Origin of the sequence: Sphingomonas changbaiensis NBRC 104936 (assembly GCF_000974765.1) — a bacterium.
Lineage (GTDB): Bacteria > Pseudomonadota > Alphaproteobacteria > Sphingomonadales > Sphingomonadaceae > Sphingomonas_B > Sphingomonas_B changbaiensis.
This window is the reverse complement of sequence record NZ_BBWU01000051.1, coordinates 132,052-152,712: the sequence shown is the minus strand read 5'-3', so window position 1 is coordinate 152,712 and position 20,661 is coordinate 132,052. Positions and strand designations below refer to the sequence as shown.

At 67.5% G+C, this 20,661-nt stretch carries 21 protein-coding genes; 9 read left to right on the top strand and 12 right to left on the bottom strand.

What is annotated here, in order from left to right; translation table 11 throughout:
- Positions 1 to 27 precede the first annotated feature (27 nt).
- Positions 28 to 753: a monofunctional biosynthetic peptidoglycan transglycosylase gene (mtgA, locus tag SCH01S_RS14765; RefSeq protein WP_084689601.1), complete on the bottom strand. Its 726-nt coding sequence runs from the start codon at positions 751 to 753 to the stop codon at positions 28 to 30.
- A 25-nt stretch (positions 754 to 778) separates the two neighbouring features.
- Between mtgA and SCH01S_RS14760 the strand changes: the two genes are divergently transcribed.
- The 3 genes from SCH01S_RS14760 to SCH01S_RS14750 all read left to right on the top strand — a co-directional run bounded on the left by SCH01S_RS14760 (position 779) and on the right by SCH01S_RS14750 (position 2,633).
- Positions 779 to 1,561, top strand: coding sequence for a transporter (locus SCH01S_RS14760; protein ID WP_046349577.1), 783 nt, complete (start codon positions 779 to 781; stop codon positions 1,559 to 1,561).
- Positions 1,562 to 1,676: 115 nt separating this feature from the next.
- Positions 1,677 to 2,099, top strand: a complete 423-nt coding sequence (gene rplQ, locus SCH01S_RS14755) for a 50S ribosomal protein L17 (RefSeq protein WP_046349576.1) — start codon at positions 1,677 to 1,679, stop codon at positions 2,097 to 2,099.
- A gap of 75 nt (positions 2,100 to 2,174) precedes the next feature.
- Positions 2,175 to 2,633 carry a hypothetical protein gene (locus SCH01S_RS14750; protein ID WP_046349575.1) on the top strand — a complete coding sequence of 153 codons (459 nt, stop codon included), beginning with the start codon at positions 2,175 to 2,177 and terminating at the stop codon, positions 2,631 to 2,633.
- Between the two features lie 124 nt (positions 2,634 to 2,757).
- Here SCH01S_RS14750 and leuA read toward each other — a convergent pair whose 3' ends face one another.
- From leuA to miaA, 7 genes are all read right to left on the bottom strand, one after another.
- Entirely contained in the window at positions 2,758 to 4,410 is a 1,653-nt protein-coding gene (gene leuA / locus SCH01S_RS14745; protein ID WP_046349574.1) for a 2-isopropylmalate synthase, read from the bottom strand.
- 167 nt (positions 4,411 to 4,577) lie between these two features.
- Positions 4,578 to 5,189, bottom strand: coding sequence for a TMEM175 family protein (locus SCH01S_RS14740; RefSeq protein WP_052733963.1), 612 nt, complete (start codon positions 5,187 to 5,189; stop codon positions 4,578 to 4,580).
- On the bottom strand, positions 5,186 to 5,815 hold the full coding sequence (locus SCH01S_RS14735) for a YceI family protein (RefSeq protein ID WP_046349573.1): 630 nt from the start codon (positions 5,813 to 5,815) through the stop codon (positions 5,186 to 5,188). Before SCH01S_RS14735 ends, SCH01S_RS14740 begins: the two co-directional genes overlap by 4 nt.
- A gap of 94 nt (positions 5,816 to 5,909) precedes the next feature.
- Complete coding sequence (gene ilvC, locus SCH01S_RS14730) at positions 5,910 to 6,929, bottom strand: ketol-acid reductoisomerase (protein ID WP_046349572.1); 1,020 nt, start codon at positions 6,927 to 6,929, stop codon at positions 5,910 to 5,912.
- 135 nt (positions 6,930 to 7,064) lie between these two features.
- Positions 7,065 to 7,580, bottom strand: coding sequence for an acetolactate synthase small subunit (ilvN, locus tag SCH01S_RS14725; RefSeq protein WP_046349571.1), 516 nt, complete (start codon positions 7,578 to 7,580; stop codon positions 7,065 to 7,067).
- Positions 7,581 to 7,757: 177 nt separating this feature from the next.
- Positions 7,758 to 9,506 (bottom strand): acetolactate synthase 3 large subunit, encoded by a 1,749-nt coding sequence (locus tag SCH01S_RS14720; protein WP_046349603.1) that lies wholly within the window; start codon positions 9,504 to 9,506, stop codon positions 7,758 to 7,760.
- A gap of 322 nt (positions 9,507 to 9,828) precedes the next feature.
- The gene (gene miaA / locus SCH01S_RS14715; protein ID WP_046349570.1) at positions 9,829 to 10,755 is read right to left on the bottom strand and encodes a tRNA (adenosine(37)-N6)-dimethylallyltransferase MiaA; all 927 of its coding nucleotides are present in this window, start codon (positions 10,753 to 10,755) and stop codon (positions 9,829 to 9,831) included.
- A gap of 49 nt (positions 10,756 to 10,804) precedes the next feature.
- Between miaA and serB the strand changes: the two genes are divergently transcribed.
- Positions 10,805 to 11,596 (top strand): phosphoserine phosphatase SerB, encoded by a 792-nt coding sequence (gene serB, locus SCH01S_RS14710; protein ID WP_245612285.1) that lies wholly within the window; start codon positions 10,805 to 10,807, stop codon positions 11,594 to 11,596.
- 154 nt (positions 11,597 to 11,750) lie between these two features.
- Here the strand turns inward: serB and SCH01S_RS14705 are convergent, their stop codons facing one another.
- Entirely contained in the window at positions 11,751 to 12,923 is a 1,173-nt protein-coding gene (locus SCH01S_RS14705; RefSeq protein ID WP_046349568.1) for an aspartyl/asparaginyl beta-hydroxylase domain-containing protein, read from the bottom strand.
- Between the two features lie 113 nt (positions 12,924 to 13,036).
- Between SCH01S_RS14705 and SCH01S_RS14700 the strand changes: the two genes are divergently transcribed.
- Genes SCH01S_RS14700 through SCH01S_RS14690 form a run of 3 tightly spaced genes read left to right on the top strand, consistent with a single transcriptional unit; the run spans position 13,037 to position 15,566 of the window.
- Positions 13,037 to 13,753, top strand: coding sequence for an AAA family ATPase (locus SCH01S_RS14700; RefSeq protein WP_046349567.1), 717 nt, complete (start codon positions 13,037 to 13,039; stop codon positions 13,751 to 13,753).
- A 12-nt stretch (positions 13,754 to 13,765) separates the two neighbouring features.
- Positions 13,766 to 14,239 (top strand): hypothetical protein, encoded by a 474-nt coding sequence (locus tag SCH01S_RS14695; RefSeq protein ID WP_046349566.1) that lies wholly within the window; start codon positions 13,766 to 13,768, stop codon positions 14,237 to 14,239.
- Complete coding sequence (locus SCH01S_RS14690; RefSeq protein ID WP_084689598.1) at positions 14,232 to 15,566, top strand: SPOR domain-containing protein; 1,335 nt, start codon at positions 14,232 to 14,234, stop codon at positions 15,564 to 15,566. The genes SCH01S_RS14695 and SCH01S_RS14690 overlap by 8 nt, the downstream gene beginning before the upstream one ends.
- On the opposite strand, the gene SCH01S_RS14685 is transcribed toward SCH01S_RS14690, so the two are convergent.
- Together SCH01S_RS14685 and SCH01S_RS14680 are read right to left on the bottom strand one after the other, a co-directional pair.
- Positions 15,563 to 16,765, bottom strand: coding sequence for a dihydroorotase (locus SCH01S_RS14685; RefSeq protein WP_046349564.1), 1,203 nt, complete (start codon positions 16,763 to 16,765; stop codon positions 15,563 to 15,565). The two genes, SCH01S_RS14690 and SCH01S_RS14685, sit on opposite strands and share 4 nt — an antisense overlap.
- Entirely contained in the window at positions 16,762 to 17,718 is a 957-nt protein-coding gene (locus SCH01S_RS14680; protein ID WP_046349563.1) for an aspartate carbamoyltransferase catalytic subunit, read from the bottom strand. The genes SCH01S_RS14685 and SCH01S_RS14680 overlap by 4 nt, the downstream gene beginning before the upstream one ends.
- 139 nt (positions 17,719 to 17,857) lie before the next feature.
- Between SCH01S_RS14680 and SCH01S_RS14675 the strand changes: the two genes are divergently transcribed.
- Both SCH01S_RS14675 and SCH01S_RS14670 read left to right on the top strand, forming a co-directional pair.
- Entirely contained in the window at positions 17,858 to 18,166 is a 309-nt protein-coding gene (locus SCH01S_RS14675; protein WP_046349562.1) for a glycine zipper 2TM domain-containing protein, read from the top strand.
- A 25-nt stretch (positions 18,167 to 18,191) separates the two neighbouring features.
- Complete coding sequence (locus SCH01S_RS14670) at positions 18,192 to 18,542, top strand: glycine zipper 2TM domain-containing protein (RefSeq protein ID WP_046349561.1); 351 nt, start codon at positions 18,192 to 18,194, stop codon at positions 18,540 to 18,542.
- 75 nt (positions 18,543 to 18,617) lie between these two features.
- On the opposite strand, the gene SCH01S_RS14665 is transcribed toward SCH01S_RS14670, so the two are convergent.
- Complete coding sequence (locus SCH01S_RS14665; protein WP_046349560.1) at positions 18,618 to 20,633, bottom strand: elongation factor G; 2,016 nt, start codon at positions 20,631 to 20,633, stop codon at positions 18,618 to 18,620.
- Positions 20,634 to 20,661: the final 28 nt, after the last annotated feature.

Below are 20,661 nucleotides of genomic sequence, written 5' to 3'. Positions count from 1 at the left end.
AAGCGGGAGAGGGGCTTACGTCCGACCCTACCGCACACACGCATCCAGTCCCTCGCGGCGCACCACGCCCAGGCGGCGGACGATCGCGTTGCCGTAGCGGCGGGTGTAGCCGGTCGGGGCCACGCCGGGCCGCTTTTTCGGCAGCGGCAGGACGGCGGCGATGCGCGCGGCTTCGACCGGGCTCATCCGCGAGGCATCGTGCTTGAAATAGCGCTGCGACCCGGCGTTGACGCCATAGGTGCCGATGCCTGTCTCGGCGACATTCAGATAGACTTCCATGATCCGGTGCTTGCCCCAGATCGCCTCGATCAGGACGGTGAACCAGGCCTCCATTCCCTTGCGGACATAGCCGCCGCCCTGCCACAGAAACGCGTTCTTCGCGGTCTGCTGGCTGATGGTGGAGCCGCCCCGGATAATGTGGCCGCCCGCCGCGTTGCGCATCATCGCCGCGCCGATCGCGTCGACGTCGAAGCCGTGATGGCTGCAGAATTTGGAATCCTCGGCCGCAATCGCCGCGCGCGCCATGTCCGGATCGATGCGGTCGAGCGGCATCCAGTCCTTGTTGACGCTGCGCCCCGACAGCACGTCGCCCAGCATCGTGAACGTGAAAGGCGGCGGCACGAAGCGGTAGACGGCAACCCAGGCGATCGAGAACAGAATCAGCCCGATCACCATCTTGATCAGGAACCGGAACGGGCGGAAGGAGCGGGTGCGAGAACGCGAAACGGAACGGGGACGAGCGCGCGTGGCCATGCCCTTTGCTAGCCGAAGCCAATGCGTGCGTCACCTGATCGCGGCGCTGGTCACGCTGTCGGCGCCTGCTCTGGCGGAGGAGCGGGATTTCTGCCCGGAGCGGCCGGGGCTCGACACGCCGCCCTGCATCGTCGATCGCGGTCATGTCGTGCTGGAATCGAGCGCGGTCGACTGGACGCTCGATCGTCAGCCGGGGAGCCGGGTCGACACGCTGCTGGTCGGCGACACGCTGATGCGGGCAGGGATGACGGATCGGCTGGAAGCGCAGATCGGCTGGACTGCGTTCGGCAGGGTCCGCACGCGCGATGAGTCGGGCGTGATGCATATGGCGGGTGTCGGCGACGTGACGCTCGCGCTGAAGCTCGGCCTGCTCAATCCCGGCGGCGGTGGGCTGGCCATCGCACTCAAGCCCGTGGCGACGCTCCCGACCGGCGGTCAGGCGATCGGGGCGGGCACGTGGAGCACCGGACTGCTGCTGCCGGTCAGCTATTCCCTCGGCAAAGGCGCGCAGCTGATCGCGACGCCTGAGATCGATGCCGCGCCCGATCAGGACGGGAGCGGTCGTCACCTCGCCTGGGGCAGCGCGGCGGGCGTGCAGGTCGCGTTGACTGCCGCGGTTTCGATGTCGGTCGAGGCGCAGCTGATCCGCGACCGCGATCCGGCCGGGCACAGCACGCGGGCGCTGGGAGAGGCATCGCTTGCCTGGCAGCCGGGGCCGAACACGCAATTCGATATCGGCGCGGTCGCAGGCCTCAACCGCGCCAGCCCCGACCTGGAACTGATCGCCGGGATCGCACGGCGGTTCTGAACGGTTGACTTTTCGCGCTCCTTCCGCTTTAGGCCCGCGCTTCGGCGGATGCCATCCGGGTGCCGCCTGGCTGGGCTTACCTGATACGGGGCCCTGACGAACGAAAGGAAAGACCATGCGTCACCGCGTCGGCGGCCGTAAGCTTCAGCGCACCGCCTCTCACCGCGCAGCCCTGTTCCGCAACATGGCGGCTGCCCTGATCAAACACGAGCAGATCACCACCACCGTCGCCAAGGCGAAGGAGCTGCGGCCCTATGTCGAAAAGCTGGTGACGCTGGCGAAGAAGGGCGGGCTGTCGAACCGCCGTCTCGCCCACGCGCGGCTCCTCGACGACACGCAGCTGAAGAAGCTGTTCGACGTGATCGGCCCGCGCTACGCCGAGCGCGCCGGCGGCTATACTCGCGTCATCAAGGCCGGCATCCGCGCCTCGGACGCGGCGCCGATCGCGATCATCGAGTTCGTCGACCGCGACGTTTCGGCCAAGGGTCAGGATTCGGGCCCGGTCCAGACCGACGACGAGTACGCCGAAGCCGCATAAGTTCCGCTTCCGGAACGTCTTCGCAACATTGAAATCACGCGCTAGACCCCCTGCTGAACAGCAGGGGGAGGTTCTATGCGTGTGCTGATTGCGGCGATGGTGCTGGCGGGCTCCGGCCCGGCCTTGGCACAAAGCTGCCCGAAACCGCAGGATTGGGCGAAGCCGGAGCGGCATCTGGCGGCCCGCGTGCCGGAGATGAAGTTCGGCCTGAAACCGGGCGGAGCGGTGCAGATCGGATTGCTGCCGCAGGATCAGGTGACGTTCGCGGCCGGCAAGGCGACGCGCAAAGGCTATGCCGGGCTGGCGGCGATCGACGTGCCGAAGGCCGGAACGCTCGAGCTGGCGGTCGACAACAAGACCTATGTCGACCTGGTGCGCGCCGGCAAGCCGCTCGCGCTCGCGGCCGAGCCGAAGATGAAGGGCTGCCAGGGCGTGCAGAAGATGCTCGCCTTCAAGGTCGCGCCCGGCCGCTACCTCGTCCAGCTCTCCGGCTCGCCCGACAAATCGGTCAAGATCGCGACCAGCTTGCGCTAGAACCGTTTGTAACCGCACTGGTTTTGTCGCTCGTCCCGAGCGAAGCGCGAAGCGCGAAGTCGAGGGGCGTAGGGCTCCGAGCAGCGCCCCTCGACTTCGCTCGGGACGAGCGAGCCGGTCCGCGCTAGAGGCGGTTCGCTGCGCCGAGCACGGCTTGCACGCTTGACGTCGCCACGTCCGAATCGATGCCGACGCCGAAGACCGTGCGGCCATCCGGGGTGCGGCATTCGAGAAAGGCGGCGGCTTGCGCATCGGCGCCGTGGCCGATCGCGTGCTCATTATAGTCGGCGACGTCGAGCTCGATGCCGTAGCTTTCGCGCAGTGCGGCAAGGATCGACGAGATCAGGCCGTTGCCGCGGCCGCTGACGCTGCGTTCCTCACCATCGCAGGCGATGCGGCCGGCGAAGATGCGCTTGCTGGCGTCCTGCTGCTCGCGATAGTCGATCAGCGCGAAACGGCCGGGCGCCAGATAGGTCGTCTCGAATACCGACCAGATATCCTCGGCGTTCAGTTCGCGGCTGGTCTCGTCGGCGAGCGCCTGGACGTGGCGGCTGAAATCCGCCTGCAGGCGCTTCGGCAGCTTCAGCCCGCGGTCCTGCTCCAGCACCCAGGCGACGCCGCCCTTGCCGGATTGGGAGTTGACGCGGATCACTGCTTCGTACGAGCGGCCGAGATCGGCCGGGTCGATCGGCAGATAGGGGACGTCCCACGTCTCGTCGTTACGCTGTGCCTGGGCAGCGAAGCCTTTCTTGATCGCGTCCTGGTGCGAACCCGAAAAGGCGGTGAACACCAGCTCGCCCGCATAGGGCTGGCGCGGGTGCGTCTTGATCGCGGTGCAATATTCGACCGTGTTCACCACCTCGTCGATGTTCGAGAAATCGAGCCCCGGATCGATCCCTTGCGAGTACATATTGAGCGCGACCGTCACCAGGTCGACATTGCCGGTGCGCTCGCCATTGCCGAGCAGGCAGCCCTCGACCCGGTCGGCGCCGGCGAGCAGGCCCAGCTCGGTCGCCGCTACGCCGGTGCCGCGGTCGTTGTGGGTGTGCAGCGAGACGATCACCGCCTCGCGATTGGGGATGTTGCGGCAGAAATATTCGATCTGGTCGGCATAGATGTTGGGCGTGGCAGCCTCGACCGTCGCCGGAAGGTTGAAGATGATCGGGCGTTCGCGAGTGGGGCGCAGCACGTCCATCACCGCCGTGCAGACCTCCAGCGACACGTCCAGCTCGGCCGTGGAGAAGGTTTCGGGACTATATTCGAAGCGCCAGTCCGTCTCCGGCCGCTTCGCCGCCTCGTCGCGCAGGATCGAGGCGCCTTCGACCGCGATCGCCTTCACGCCGGCGACGTCGAGGCCGAACACGATCCGGCGCCATGACGGCGACACGGCATTATAGAGATGCACGATCGCGGTCTTCGCGCCTTCCAGGCTTTCGAAGCTGCGCTCGATCAGGTCGCGGCGGGACTGGGTCAGCACCTGGATCGTCACGTCGTCGGGAATGCGGCCGGCGCGGACAAGGCCGGAGATGAAGTCGAATTCGGTCTGCCCGGCGGAGGGGAAGCCGACCTCGATCTCCTTGATGCCGATCTTCACCAGCAGGTCGAAGAAGCGCTGCTTCTTCTCGCCGTCCATCGGGTCGATCAGCGCCTGGTTGCCGTCGCGCATGTCGGTCGACAGCCAGCGCGGCGCCTGGGTGATGGTCCGGCCGGGCCATTGCCGGTCGGGGAGGGGAACTTGGGGAAACGGACGGTATTTGACGGACGGATCGCGCAACATGGGTGTCTTCCTCGGGCGGGAACAGCGGGGTCTGATGGGCCCTTAGGCGCTTACCCGCGGGACGGACCCGCGCGCGGAAACGACGCGCCTAAGGGCGCGTAAGTCGAAGAAGAAGGGCGCGAAGCGCGGTCATCGCGTGCGGGTTAGCCGTTGCGGGTTAAGGATGTCTAGGCCCGGCCGCCGAATAATCGGTCCGCCGGACCGCTCGGCAGGATCCACAGAAGGGCGACCACGGCAGCACAGGCGATGCCGAGCCATGGCGAAACCAGAGTCAGCGGCATCCCGAGCAGGTAAAGAAAGCTGCTGAGCGCGCCCTTGCGCAGCGTCTGGCGGTGATAGGCGAGCGCCGCCTCCGTCTGCCGCCCCGTCCGGCGGATGACCCGCTGCAGCCACGCATAGGCAATCGACGGCAGCAGCATCGTGCCGAGATAGAGGATGGTCGCGTTGCGCCCGATATGGTGCTCGCCCAGATAGGAAGTCGAAAACGGGACGAGCGACAGGGTGAACAGCAGCAGGATGTTCGACCAGAGCAGCGCGTTGGAGACATGCGTCGCATGCGCGAACATGCGGTGATGGTTCACCCAGTAGATCGCGACATAGGCGTAGCTCAGCACATAGGCGAGAAAGACCGGCCAGAGGCTCCAGAGCTGATCCATCCGCTCGGACACGGGCGGGTGCAGCTCCAGCACCATGATCGTGATGATGATCGCGATCACGCCGTCGGAAAAGGCCTCGATCCGGCCGACGCCGGCGCGCCCTTCCGGTTCGTCCGCGCTCACTTCTGGAACGCGGCCGCGATCTCGAGCGCGACGTCATCGGAAACGAGCGGAATGCCCATCGACACGCCGAAATCGCTGCGCTTGATCCTCGCGGTCGCGCGGAAGCCGACATTTTCCTGGCCGCCCATTTCCGGCGGCATCTTGCCCGCGCCGTAGAAGGTCGCGTCGAGCGTGACCGGCCTGGTGACGCCGTTCAGCGTCAGATTGCCGGTGATGCTGGCCTTGTCGCCATTCGCAGTCACGCGGGTCGAGACGAAGCGCGCGTCTGCGGGGTTGGCGCCGAAAAAATCGGGCTTGCCGCCATCCTTGCCGGCGCGGAGCAGGTGGTCGGTCAGGCCGGCGCTGGCAGTCGTCACTTTCGAGACCGGGGTGCTGACGTCGACCTTGGCCGCATTCGGGTTCTTCGGATCGAGCGTCAGCGTGCCGGTCACGCCGCCGAAGATGCCCGTGTACGGCGTGAAGCCAAGGTGATCGACGGTCCACACGACCAGCGTGTGATCGGGATCGGCCTTGTAGGTCCCGCCGGTCACCGCCGCCGGGTTCGGAGACCCCGGCCTCGACATCGGCGCCTGGGCGACGGCAATAGTCGACGCAAGGGCCAGAGCGGCGGCATAGGCTAGGCGCATTGCTTCTCTCCTCGTCACCCCGGCCTTGAGCCGGGGTCCACCTCACTTCTTGAAGAAGGTGGATGCCGGATCAAGTCCGGCATGACGAGGTCTTTCAGTTCTTCTCCTTGTCGACCAGCTTGTTGGCGCCGATCCAGGGCATCATGGCGCGGAGCTCGGCGCCGACCTTTTCGATCGGATGGGCCGCGGCGCGCTTGCGGGCAGCCTTCAGCTCGGGCTGCCCGGCGCGGTTGTCGAGCACGAACCTGGAGACGAAACGGCCGGCCTGGATATCGTCCAGCACCCGCTTCATCTCGCGCTTGGTCTCGTCGGTGATGATGCGCGGGCCGGTGGTGATGTCGCCATATTCGGCGGTGTTCGAGATCGAATAGCGCATGTTGGCGATGCCGCCTTCATACATCAGGTCGACGATCAGCTTCACTTCGTGGAGGCACTCGAAATAGGCCATTTCGGGCGCGTAGCCGGCCTCCACCAAGGTCTCGAACCCGGCGGTGATCAGATGGGTCAGGCCGCCGCACAGCACGGCCTGCTCGCCGAACAGGTCGGTCTCGCACTCCTCGCGGAAATTGGTCTCGATCACGCCGGAGCGGCCGCCACCGATCGCCGAAGCGTAGGCGAGGGCGAGGTCGTGCGCATTGCCGGATGCGTCCTGCTGAACCGCGACGAGGCAGGGCACACCGCCGCCGCGCAGATATTCGGAGCGGACCGTGTGGCCGGGCCCCTTGGGTGCGATCATGATTACGTCCAGATCGGCGCGCGGCTCGATCAGGCCGAAATGGATGTTGAGGCCGTGCGCGAAGGCAAGCGCGGCGCCCTGCTTCATGTTCGGAGCAAGGTCCTCGGCATAAATCGCCGCCTGATGCTCGTCGGGCGCGAGGATCATGATCAGGTCCGCCCATGTCGCCGCTTCGGCGTTGGACAGAACCTTGAAGCCCGCGGCTTCCGCCTTCTTCGCGGTCGCGGAGCCGGGACGGAGGGCGACGGCGACCTCGGCGACGCCCGAATCCCGCAGGTTGAGGGCATGGGCATGGCCCTGGCTGCCATAGCCGAGGACGGCGATCTTCTTGCCCTTGATCAGGCCGATATCGGCGTCCCGGTCGTAATAAACGCGCATTCTTTGCTCCCTGAGTTTTGAAAAGAAAGGGAGGGCTTCGACAAGCTCAGCCCAAACCGTGGCAAGTGAGGAAGTCAACACAAGCTCGGTTTGGCCTGAGCTTGTCGAAGGCCTCCCTTCTTCTATTCTGTTCGCTTACACCGCCTCCCGCCCGCGGGCGATGGCGACGACGCCGGTGCGGGCGACTTCGACGAGCCCGACCTCCCGCATCAGGCCGATGAAGGTGTCGAGCTTTTCGGAACTGCCGGTCACTTCGAAGACGAAGCTGCCGGTCGTCGCGTCGACCACGCGGGCGCGGTAGACGTCGGCCAGGCGGAGCGCCTCGATCCGATGGTCGCCCGCGCCTGCGACCTTCACCAGCGCCAGCTCGCGTTCGACATGCGGGCCGAGCGCGGTCAGGTCGTTCACCTTGTGTACCGGCACCAGCCGGTCGAGCTGGGCGATGATCTGCTCGATATTCGCCGGCGCGCCCGAGGTGACGATCGTGATCCGGCTGACGCTCTCGTCTTCCGTCACGTCGGCGACGGTCAGGCTTTCGATATTGTAGCCGCGCGCGGAAAACATGCCCGCGATCCGGGCGAGGATGCCGGCTTCATTGTCCACGGTGACGGACAGGGTGTGCCGCTCGTGAAGTTCGGGGTGGATGTGCATGAGCTTAGCCCCTCCCTTTTAAGGGAGGGGTTGGGGTGGGTGCGCGCGTCTGCGCGCCCAAAAGACTCTGCCGTGCCGGCGTCGCAGCAGCCGAAGCGGCATCGAGCCGCTCCGTCTGCTTCCCCACCCCTTTCCCCTCCCCTGAAGGGGAGGGGCTAAATTTGATCGCGGGCCCCATCAGACCAGCGCCTTCGCTTCATCGTCCATGGTGCCGGAGACCTGGGTTTCCTGCAGGATCATGTCGGTGTGCGCGGCGCCCGACGGGATCATCGGCAGGCAGTTGGCGAGCTTGGCCACGCGGCAATCGACCAGCACCGGGCCCGGCGTGTCGAGCATCATCGCGATGCCGCCCTCGAGTTCGTCCGGGCGCTCGATGCGCAGCCCGGTCCAGCCATAGGCCTGGGCGAGCTTCACGAAATCGGGCAGCGCTTCCGAATAGCTTTCCGAATGGCGGCCCTCATAGGTCAGGTCCTGCCACTGGCGGACCATGCCCATATATTCGTTGTTCAGGATGAAGATCTTGACCGGCAGCCGGTACTGGCTCGCGGTCGCCAGCTCCTGGATGTTCATCTGGATCGAGGCCTCGCCGGCAATGTCGATCACCAGTGCCTGCGGATTGCCGATCTGCGCGCCGATCGCGGCGGGCAGGCCATAGCCCATCGTGCCGAGCCCGCCTGAGGTCAGCCACTTGTTCGGCCGCTCGAAGCCGAAATGCTGCGCCGCCCACATCTGGTGCTGGCCGACTTCGGTGGTGACGATCGGTTTCCTCTGCCGGGTCGCTTCATAGAGCGCGCGAATTGCGCGTTGAGGCATGATCTCGGGCCCGTCCTCCGGAAAGCCGAGACAGTCCTTCGCGCGCCATTCGCCGATCTGCCGCCACCAGCCGGTCAGGTCGTTCTTCTGATGGCCGCGGGCTTTCCAGATGCGGACCATGTCCTCGAGCGTGCGGCCGACATCGCCGACGATGCCGAGATCGACGCGGACGGTCTTGTTGATCGAGGAGCGATCGATGTCGACGTGGATCTTTTTCGATCGCGGGCTGAAGGCGTCGAGCCGGCCGGTGACGCGATCGTCGAACCGCGCGCCGAGGCAGACCATCAGGTCGGCATCGTGCATCGCCATGTTCGCTTCATAAGTGCCGTGCATGCCGAGCATGCCGAGCCACTGGTCGGACGAGGCCGGCAGCGCACCCAGCCCCATCAGCGTCGAGGTGACCGGCGCGCCGGTGATGCGGGCCAGTTCCTGCAACAGCATGCTGGCGCACGGCCCTGAGTTGATGACGCCGCCGCCGGTGTAGAGGATCGGCCGTTCGGCGGCCGCCAGCATCTCGACGGCCGCTTCGACGAGCGCGGTGTCCGGCTTGACCTGCGGCCGGTAGGTCTTGTGCTGGATGGTGCCCGGCGTGCGGTAGGTGGCCGTCGCGACCTGCACGTCTTTCGGCACGTCGATGACGACCGGACCGGGGCGGCCGGAGATCGCGATATGGAAGGCCTCGTGCACGACGGTGCCGAGCTGCGCCGGGTCCTTCACCAGATAATTATGCTTGGTGCAGTGACGCGTGATGCCGACGGTGTCGGCTTCCTGGAACGCGTCCGTGCCGATCAGCGCGGTCGGCACCTGGCCGGTGATGACCACTATCGGGATCGAATCGAGCAGCGCGTCGGTGATGCCGGTCACTGCGTTGGTCGCGCCGGGCCCGGAGGTGACGAGCACGACGCCGGGCTTGCCGGTCGAGCGCGCATAGCCTTCGGCCGCGTGGGTCGCCGCCTGCTCGTGGCGGACGAGGATGTGCTTGATCCGCGACTGCCGGAACAGCGCGTCGTAGATCGGCAGCACCGCGCCGCCCGGATAGCCGAAGACGTGTTCGACGCCGAGATCCGTCAGCGCCTGGACCAGGATATCGGCTCCGCTCAATTCTCGTGGCATCTTCATCAACCTTGTTTGCAGGCGCCGCTTGGAGATCGAAAACGATTCGATGGGGCCCGCACGCGTAACTTTATTGCTGGCAGCAATAGACGAGGGCGAAGAAAAAGGCCGCCCGGAGAACCGAGCGGCCTGCATGTGGCCATAGGCTCCGGACGGCGAATCAGGGGATAATAATAAGGTTCCGTACGGAGAGGACGAGCGCGCGCGCGACCACGGCGCCGGCGGCGCTGCGGCAGTCGCGAAGAAGGGCGGCCCGAGTCATCGACTGCTCGGTAGCAGCAACTTTGTTAAAGGCAAACCAACTTTTCGGATATTTTCGATCCTATCCGATCAGCTGCCTGGCCAGCCGTTCGGTCAGATACGGCGTCAGCGGCTCCTCGATCCGCTGCCAGTCCTCCGGCGCCTGGTGGCGAAACCAGGTGTATTGGCGCTTTGCATATTGGCGCGTGGCGAGGCGGCCGGCGGTCACCATTTCGCCGCGGGTCATCTCGCCGTGCAGCCAGGCGGAGATTTCGCGGACCCCGATCGCGCGCATGACGGGCAGGTCGGGATCGAGGCGGCGCATCAGCAGGCGCTCGACCTCGTCGATCGCCCCGCTTTCGACCATGCCGACGAAACGGGTATCGCTGCGCTGCACCAGCCATTCGCGCGGGGGCACGAGGACCAACGGGCGAAGCTGCATCAAGGAGCCGATCCCCCCGGTCCGCCGCTGATGCCAATAGGCGAGCGGCTGGCCTGTCGAGCGCACCACTTCCAGCGCGCGCTGGACGCGGGTGGTGTCGGCAGGCGCCAGCCGGGCCGCGCTTTCCGGGTCTTCCTGGCGAAGCGCGATGTGCGCGGCGTCGACGGCCATGCCGCGGACGGCGGCGCGGATCGCGGGCTCGATCTCCGGAATCGGGGCGATGCCGTTCAGCAGCGTGCGGATGTAAAGGCCGGTGCCGCCAACCAGGACGGGAAGGTGGCCGGCGTCATGGGCTTTTGCGATTTCGGCGCGCGCATCCGTCGCCCAGCGCGCGGCCGAGCAGGCTTCGGCGCCGTCGATATAGCCGAACAGCCGGTGCGGAGCGGCCGCCATGTCGAGCTCGTCGGGGCGCGCGGAGAGAATGCGCAGGTCGCGATAGACCTGGGCTGAATCGGCATTGATGATCGTGACGTCCGCCCGCTCGGCAAGCGCCAGCGCGAGCGCGCTCTTGCCGCTGGCAGTCGGCCCTGCGATGAGCGCCAGCGGCGGGAGGTCGGGCGTGTTCATCGCGACAGTCGTAGCAGCGGAATGGTTAACGGAGCAGTCACTTCCGCGAATGCCGGGCGCGCGCGCGGTCGAGGCCGTCGAGCCGCAGGTGTGGCGCATGTCCTTCGACGGAGATCCGGTCGAGGCCCGCCGGGTTCTCGAGCAGCTTCCGGCCGACATCTTCGTCCGCCCCGTCGATGCGCCGGCGCCGCGGCTGCTGGTTGCGGACATGGATTCGACGATGATCACCGTCGAATGCATCGACGAGCTGGCCGACTATGCCGGCGTGAAGCCCCAGGTTGCCCAGATCACCGAAGCGGCGATGCGCGGGGAGCTGGATTTCGCCGGCTCGCTGCGGGCGCGGGTGAAGCTGCTTGCCGGGCTGGACACGGCCGTTCTCGGCCGCTGCCATGACGAGCGCGTGCGGATCATGCCGGGCGCGACGACGCTGGTGCGGACTCTGCGCGCGCGGGGCGTGCGGACGCTGCTGGTGTCGGGCGGGTTCACCGTCTTCGCCGAACGGGTCGCGCAGGCGATCGGGTTTGACGAAGGGCGCGCCAATATCCTCGGCGTGAGCGCCGGCACGTTGGACGGGACGGTTGCGGACCCGGTGCTCGGGGCCGAGGCAAAGCGTGCGGAGTTGCTGGACCAGGGGATCGACCCGGCCGCCGTGGTCGCGATCGGCGATGGCGCGAACGACATTCCGATGCTCCAGGCCGCCGGCTTCGGCATTGCCTATCACGGCAAGCCGGCGGTGGTGGCAGCGGCCGACGCGGCGGTGCGCTTCGGAGATTTGACGGCGGTGCTCCACGGCCTGGGCGTACCGCGTGGGGAGTGGGTTACGAGCCTTCCTCTCCCTTGAGGGGAGAGGAACAGCGGAGCTTGGCAGTCCTGAGCTTGTCGAAGGACTGCCTAGCGCAGCTAGGAGAGGGTGGTTGGCCGCGTACCACAGGAACCCTCTCCCCGCTCGGCCCCGCAGGGCCGAGTCGCCCTCTCCCCTGTAGGGAGAGGGTGGTTCAGGAGCTCACATCCAGCGGGGCGCCTCGGAATTCGTCGATCGCTTCGAACAGGGCCGTGAGCGCGGCGCGTTCCTCTTCGTCGATCTCGGGGCGCCAGATCTCGAACAGCAGCACCACGCGGCGGGAGGTGCCGTCGTTCCACGCTTCGTGCTCGATCGAATCGTCGAAAATCAGCAATTTGCCTTCTTCCCACTGACGCACTTCGTTGCCGACGCGGAAGCGGCAGCCATCGGGCACGATCAGCGGCAGGTGGCAGATCAGCCGGGTGTTGAGCAGGCCGTTGTGCGCGAAGATATGGGCGCCCGGCTTCAGCAGCGAGAACAGCGCCATTGGCGACCGGCCGCGGATCACCGGCTGCGGCGCGGCCTTCAGCGCGGCGATTGTCTTCGGGCACTTGGAGGCATTCGGTTCGACCGGTGCCCCCTTCAGCAGGTGGAAGGCGCCCCAGTCGCGATTGTCGACCAATGAATGCGACTTGTTCGGCCGATTGGGTTCGTCTTCCGCATAGGGCGGGAAATCGTGGGTTTCGGCCAGCACGGCGTCCAGTTCGGCGCGGATCGCAGAGGTCTGCGCCTCGACCGCCGGTACCCAATCGAACGCCTCGCGCTCATAGAATTGGATCTGCGGCAGGCCGGGGAAATAGAAGCTGGTCGGCTGCTGCAGGTAGAGCTGCTTCTCGCCGCTGGCGATCTCCACTGCATCGCGAACGCGGGGCTTGAGCGCCGCGCCCGCAAAGCCCGCCGCTGCCAGCGCCTGGTCGAGATGCGCGCGATAATCGCCCTGGCCGCGCTGGAGCTCCGCCGCGATTCGCTGCGCCTCGGCCGCAAGGCTTGGCGGCAGGTTGGGCGTGTTCTGCGCAACGCCGAGCGCGACCCGATAGAAGCTATGCGCCGCGCGCAGGTCGCCGCGGCGGCCGAACAGATCGCCCTTCATGATCAGCCCGCGCAGGTGCCGCGGCTGGTCGGCGAGCAATCTGTCGAGCGCCGCAAGCTCGGCGTCTTCGTCCCGTTGGAGGCGGCAGGCTTGGGCGATCAGCAGCCAGGGCGGCGCGATGCCGTTTCCCGCGGACGCTACCTGCTCGAACGCGCGCCGGGCGCTCGTGCCGTCGCCGCGTTGCATGGCGGCGACGCCGTCGCGGACAAGCTGATCGGCCTGGGCAGGAGTAAGCATCCCGCAGCCTTAGAGGCGAAGCGCGCGCCGGGAAAGTTGGCCCGCGCGCTTAACCACATCTTAGCCTCTGGGTGCGACTTCGGGTTCGGAACACCATACGCCGAAGGGATCCTATGCGCGTACTCGCAATGGCATCGCAGAAGGGCGGATCGGGCAAAACGACCCTATCCGGCCATCTCGCCGTGCAGGCCCAGCTGGCGGGCGCAGGCCCCGTCGTGCTGATCGACATCGACCCCCAGGGCTCGCTCGCCGACTGGTGGAACGAGCGTGAGGCGGAACTGCCCGCCTTCGCCCAGACCACCGTCGCCCGGCTGGCGAGCGACCTCGATATCCTGCGGCAGCAGGGCTTCAAGCTCGCCGTCATCGACACGCCGCCGGCGATCACGATGGCGATCCAGAGCGTGATCGCCGTCGCCGAGCTGATCGTGATCCCGACCCGGCCGAGCCCGCACGACCTGCGCGCCGTCGGCGCGACGGTCGACCTGTGCGATCGCGCCGGCAAGTCGCTGATGTTCGTCGTGAACGCGGCGACGCCCAAGGCCAAGATCACCGCCGAAGCCGCCGTCGCGCTGTCGCAGCACGGCACCGTCGCGCCGGTGACGATCCACCAGCGCACCGATTTCGCCGCCTCGATGATCGACGGCCGCACGGTGATGGAGGTCGATCCGAAGGGCAAGTCGGCGCAGGAAGTCGAAGGCCTGTGGAGCTACATCTCCGACCGGCTGGAAAAGAATTTCCGTCGCACCGTGTTCAGCGTGCCGGGCGCAAGTTCCGCTGCAGGCACGCAGCGCCAGGCCGGCGGCTTCGGCCGTCGCGTCGTCGGCCAGTAAGGGGGCGCGGACATGGAAGCAAAGCCGTTCGCTTCGCTCAGTTCCTCGCTGCTCGCACGCAAGGGTCAGGCAAAGCCTGCGATGCGCCCGCAGGGGTTCAACGGATTCGGTACGCCGCAGGAAGACCTGGGCTGGAACGACATGGGGTTCGACACGCCGCGTCCGGCACCCGCCGACGCGCCCGCGGTCGTTCACCAGCAGGAAGCATTGGCCGCGACCTTCAGCGCGCCGCCGCCGGTCACGGATAAGCCGGCCGCCAAGCCGCGCGCCCCGCGGCAGAGTGTCGCGCTCAACGGCCACAAGGCGGCGTTCACGCTGCGTCTGGACGAAGAGCGGCACCTGCGGCTGCGCCTCGCCTCCGCACTGCAGCGGCGTTCGTCGCAGCGCCTGGTGACGGAAGCGCTCGACGAGCTCCTGAATTCGATGCCTGGTCTCGACGAGATGGTCGCCAAGGCCGGGCGCAATCCGGGGAAGGGTCATGCCTAAATCGTCGATGCTGCGGTTCGCAGCCGCTTCCGTCATCGTCCTGTCGGCGGCCGCGCACGCGGCGCAGATCAGCGATGCGGCGAAGTCTGCGCTCCGTTCGGAAAAGGCGCTCGACAAGAACAAGCCCGCGACCGCGGTCTCCGAGGCGGAAGCGGCGGTCGCCGCTGCCCCACGCGACGCGAATTACCGGGTGCTGCTCGGCCGCGCTTATTTGCAGAGCGGCCGTTTCCATTCCGCGGCGACAAGCTTCGCCGACGCGCTGGAACTCGATCCGGCGCAGAACGGTGCGGCGCTGAACCTTGCGCTGGCGCGGATCGGTGCCGGCGACCGGGACGGCGCGCGCGCGGTGCTCGGCAAATATGGCACCGCGATCGCTCCAGGTGACCGCGGTCTCGCGCTGGCCCTTGCCGGCGATCCGCAGGCCGGCGTGGCGCTGCTCGAGGCGGCGGTGCGGAGCGGCGGCGCGGATGCAAAGACCCGCCAGAACCTCGCCCTTTCCTACGCGCTTGCCGGCCGTTGGGCCGAAGCCAAGGTGATGGCCTCCTACGATCTCGACCCGCACATGCTGACGCAGCGGATGCTGCAATGGTCGCAGTTCGCGCTCGACAACGGGCCGACGGCACAGGTCGCGTCGCTGCTCGGCGTGCAACCAACCGACGATTCCGGCCGGCCGGAGCGGCTGGCGCTGCACGTGACGGCAGCAGCGCCGGTGCAGACGGCGGAAGCCTCGGTCCCGCCGCCGCCGGTCGCAATGGCCGACGCGCAGCCGGTCCAGACGGCCGCCGCCGAAATGCCGGCACCTGAGGTCGCCGAAGTCTCGGTCCCGCAGCCGCAGACGATCGAGGCGCCGGCGGTGCAGACCGTCGCCGCCGAAGCGAAGGCGCTGTTCGCGACGCCGGAGCCGGCCGTGAAATTCGGGCCGCGGTCCGAAATCGTGCAGGCGATCGCCGAGCCGGCCACGGCGCCGGCCGTCCTCAAGCCGGCTGCCAGCCTCCAACGCGCTGCGTTCGTGCAGCCCGAGGGCGGGCGCTATGTCGTCCAGCTCGGCGCCTATGACAGCGTCGGCGTGGCTGAGGATGCCTGGGGCCGCATGGCGACGCGCATTGCCGCTTTCCGCGCGTTCACGCCGTCCACGGCCGTGTTCGTCAAGGGTTCGCGGACCTTCTACCGCCTGTCGGTCGCGGGTTTCGACACGCGGGCGACGGCGGTGAGCTTCTGCGAGACCTTCCGCACGCGCGGCGGCCAATGCTTCGTCCGCGAACAGGCCGGCGACGCGCCGCTGCAATGGGCGGAACGCGGCAGCGGCCCGAAATTCGCGGCGCGCTAGGCGATCTCGCGGCCGCCTTTGAACAGGCGGAGCACGCGGCCTTGCACCGGCAGCTTGTCGAACGGCGTGTTGCCGGCGGCCGCGCGCATCTTGTCCGAATCGACTCGCCAGGGGGCATCCTGATCGACGAGGATCAGGTCCGCCGGCGCGCCGGGGGCCAGCGTGCCGCCGTCCAGGCCCAGAATGCGCGACGGATTGGTCGCCAGCAGCTCGAACAGCCGCTCCAGGCCGATCACGCCATCCCGGACGAGGTTCAGCGACAGCGCGAGCAGCGTTTCCGCACCCGCCGCGCCCGGCGCCGAATCGGCGAAAGGCAGCCGCTTGTCTTCGGGCCCGCGCGGATCATGACCTGAGGCGATCACGTCGATGGTGCCGTCGCGCACCGCCTCGATCGCGGCCTGGCGGTCGGCTTCGCTCTGCAGCGGCGGCGACAGATGCGCGAAGGTCCGGAAGTCCGAGACCGCCATGTCCGACAGGAACAGGTGCACCGGCGTGATGCCGCAGGTGACAGGCAGGCCCTTTGCTTTCGCGGCGCGGATCAGGTCGAAGCCCGCGCGCGTCGTGACCTGCCGGAAATGAATGCGGGCGCCGCTGATGTCCGCAAGCGCGATATCGCGCGCGATTGCCATCGCTTCGGCAACGGCCGGCGCCGCGGGAAGGCCGAGACGGGTCGCCGTTTCTCCGGCGGTCGCGACGGCATTTGCGGTCAGGCCGCCATCTTCGGCATGGGCGACGACGGTCAGGCCGAACGCCGAGGCATAGCTCAGCACGCGCAGCATCACGCCTGAATCCGGAATCCAATGGCGGCCGGTTGCGACCGCCTTCGCGCCGGCCGCCTTCATCAGGCCGAATTCGGCCAGCTCCTCGCCCTTCAGGCCGCGCGTGGCGGCGGCGAGCGGGTGCACCCAGATGTCGGGCTTGCCCGAATAGGCGGCGCGCTGGATCAGGCCGGGATCGTCGAGCGGCGGCGACTGGTCGGGCATCAAGGCGGCCCGGACGATGCCGCCGAAGCGGAAGGCGGGCGCATCGACGCGGAACACGCCCAGATCGACGATGCCGGGCGCCAGCAGCTTGCCGCCGCCGTCGATGACCTCAGCCCCGGCCGGAAGGTCGCCGCCGATGCCGGCAATGCGTTCGCCGTCGATCAGGACGTTGGCGGCGCGGCCGTCGGGCAGGCGGATATTGGTGAAGGCCTTCATGCCCAGCCCTCCACGCCGCGGCGACGCCGGGTCAGCACGTCCAGGCAGGCCATGCGGACGGCAACGCCCATTTCGACCTGCTCGGTGATTGCCGATCGCTCCGGATCGTCGGCGATGCCGGACGCGATCTCCACGCCGCGGTTCATTGGTCCCGGGTGCATCACCAGCGCGTCGGCCTTGGCGTGGGCCAGGCGCTCTGGGGTCAGGCCCCAGAAGGCGTGATATTCGCGTAAGGAGGGCACGAACCCGCCCGTCATCCGCTCCATCTGCAGGCGCAGCATCATGACCACGTCGGCGCCGTCCAGCCCGGCATCGAAATCCGTGAAGGTCGTCACCCCCATCCGCGCGACGTCGGCGGGGATCAGCGTCGGCGGCCCGACTACGCGCACGTCTGCGCCCAAAGACGTCAGGCACAGGATGTTCGAACGGGCGACCCTGCTGTGCAGCACGTCGCCGCAGATGGCGACGGTCAGCCCATGAACGCGGCCCTTGCGCCGCCGAATGGTGAGCGCGTCGAGCAAGGCCTGGGTCGGGTGCTCGTGGCGGCCGTCGCCGGCATTCAGCACGGGACAGTCGACCTTGTCCGCGATCAGCTGCACGGCGCCGGAGCTGGCGTGACGGATGACGAGCATGTCGGCCCGCATCGCGTTCAGCGTCATCGCAGTGTCGATCAGCGTCTCGCCCTTCTTCACGCTCGACTGGGCGGCGTGCATGTTGACGACGTCGGCGCCGAGCCGCTTCCCCGCGATCTCGAAGCTCAACAGCGTCCGCGTCGAATTCTCGAAAAAGGCATTGATCAGCGTCAGCCCGCGCAGCCGGTCGTCATGCTTGGACGTGGCCCGATTCAGCTCCACCCATTGCTCGGCCTCATCCAGCAGGAACATGATTTCGTGCGGCTGGAGCCCCGCGATCCCGAGCAGATGGCGGTGGGGGAACATGCGTGCGTCGGACATCAAAGCGGCTCCTTAGCGGGCAATCGGCCGCACGTCACGCGCGTCAATCATTCCTGCCCTGTGATGAACGAGCCGATTGGAATCGGTTCAGGCGCGGTCTGGCAAACCCTGATTCGCAAGTTCTTAAGAGGAGAAGATCATGCGTAAGCTGATGATGGCCCTTGCAGTGGCAGGCACCGCGGTTCCCGCGATCGAAGCGCCCGCGCAGGCCCGGCCGCATTACTACAGCCACGGCCGCACCTATCAGGCCGCCCCGCGCTACTATGGCTGCCGTCGCGGCAATGGCACGACCGGCCTGATTCTGGGCGGTGCGCTGGGTGCGCTGCTGGGCCGATCGCTTGACGGCGGCCGCGATCATACGCTCGGCACCGTCGTCGGCGCCGCTGGTGGCGCCCTGCTGGGCCGCGAGGTCCAGCGCAATCGCCAGACGCGGAATTGCTACCGCTAATCAGTTCACTGGGAGGAGAAGAGTAATGCGTAAGTTGATTCTGAGTGTCGCGCTTGCGGCTGTTGCGGCCCCGATGCCGGCTCTGGCCGATCCGCCGTCCTGGGCGCCGGCGCATGGTCGCCGCGCCCATGATCGGGAGGCTCGCCAATATTATCGCGGGGAGCATTATTCGGGTCCGGTGTGGGAAGGCCGTGGCGGTCGCGTCTATTGCCGCCGCTCGAACGGTACCACCGGCCTGATCGTCGGCGCCGGCGCCGGAGCGCTGCTCGGCCGCGCGATCGATACGCACGGGGAGCGTACCACGGGCACCGTGCTGGGCGCCGCCGCCGGTGCGCTGCTCGGCCGCGAGGCCACGCGCAAGGTGGAGTGCCGGTAATTTAGAGCCGTTCGCTTCGAGCGAAGTCGAGAAGCATATCTCGACTTCGCTCGATACGAACGGATTGTTCTTGAACTAAGCCGCTTCCAGCTGCTTCTGCTGCACGACCTCGTCAGCCAGCTTGCCGCTGATTTCCTGCAGGTGATCGAACTCGGCGACGTAGGTGGCGAGGCCTTGGCTCAGCGAGCGCAGCTCCGCATCGAGCCCGCGCAGCGACGCTTCGGGCATCAGTGCTTCCACCCGATCCCAGCGGTGCCAGCCCTCGCGCGGCTCCATCCCCAGCATCTGTCCGCGCCGCGACGAGATCGCCGAGGTGACGCGCGAGGTCGCCGCGTTCGGGGCGAGGATCGTCACCTTCACGATCGGCTCGAGCAGATAGGGCGCGGCGGCGGCCAGCGCTTCGCTCATCGCGATCCGGCCGGCGGTGCGGAAGGCGAGTTCGGAGCTGTCGACCGAATGGAAGCTGCCGTCGGTCAGCGTGACCGCGACATCGACCACCGGAAAGCCCAGCGGGCCCTTTGCCATCGCGTCCTTGATGCCGGCCTCGACCGCCGGGATGTACTGCCGCGGGATCGCGCCGCCGGTGATCTTGTCCTCGAACACGAAGCCGGAGCCGCGGGGCAGGGGGCGGAGCTCGATCACGCAATCGCCATATTGGCCATGGCCGCCCGACTGCTTCTTGTGCCGGCCGCGCTGGGTCACGGTCTTGCGGATCGATTCCTTGTAGCCGATCGTCGCCGGCCTGGCGCTGACGTCCACGCCATAGCGGCGCTTCAGCCGCGCCAGCACCACGTTCAGATGCTCGTCGCCCATGCCGCGAAGCAGGGTTTCGTGGTGCACCTCGTCCTGTTCCCAGGTGAGCGAACAGTCCTCCTCGGTCAGCTTATGCAGTGCGGTCGACAGCTTCACGTCGTCGTTGCGGTTCTTGGGCGCGATCGCGACGACATGGTTGGCGACCAGGCTTTCGGTCGCGGGTGCGGGAGCGGCCTTGCCGTCGGCTGTCAGCCATTCGCCCGCCTGGACGCCCTCGAGCTTGGCGATAGCGATCACGTCGCCGGCTTCGGCGCGGGGGATTTTTACCGTCTTGTCCCCCTGCAGGCGGAGCAAGGTGCCGATCCGCGTGCCGTTCAGGTCCGCGCCTTCCTGCAGCGACCCGCCGAACAAGCGGGCGAGCGCGAGGCGGCCGATCTGATTGCCGTTGGAAACCTTGAACACCAGCGCGCAGGCGCCGTCCGCGCCCAGCCGCTCGGCCGCGCGATCGGGAGCCGGAGCTTCATGGCGCAGCGCCTTCAGCAGCCGCCGCACGCCGAAACCGTTCTGCGCCGATCCGAACATCACCGGCACGCCCAGATTCTGGCCCGTTTCCTTCGCCAGATCGGCGAGCACCGTCTGCTGGTCCGGCGTCTCGTCCATCAGCAATTGCTCAAGCAGCGAATCGTCGTGATCGGCGAGCTGTTCCAGCAGGTGCATGCGGTCCGATATCTCGCGGTCCATCAGCGCTTGCGGGATTTCGGTGCGCTCGGAGGGCTTGCCGGCCACATAGTGAAAGGCCCGCTCAAGCCCGACATCGACGAAGCCGGTGATCCGGTCGCCTTCCCAGATCGGGATGTGCCGGGCGAGCAGCGGCTTGGCGGACAGGGGCTGCAACGCTTCGAGCAAGTCGCGCAGGCGCCCGCGCGCCTGGTCGATCTTATTGACGAAGATGATGTGCGGAATGTCCATCGCCTCGAGCTGCCTGAGCGTCGGCTCGGCGAGCTGGGCGCGGTTTTGATCCGGATCGATCACCACGACGGCCAGATCGCAGGCGGCGATGCCGAGCGCCCCGTCGGCGGCGAAGCCGACCGATCCGGGCGAGTCGATCAGCGCGAAATGATCGCCGAGATAATCGAAATGCAGGACATTCAGCTCGGTCGAGCCGCGGCGGGCGCGGGCTTCGGGCGACGAATCGCCGACGCAGGTGCCGGCATCGACGCTGCCCTGCCTGGCGATCGCCTCGCTGCAAAAAAGAAGGGCCTCGGCAAGGCTGGTCTTGCCAGCTCCGCCGGGCCCGACAAGCGCGATCGCGCGTGTGCCAGCTGATCTACCAGGCATGATTGTCTCCTTCGTCTGCCGCGCGGCA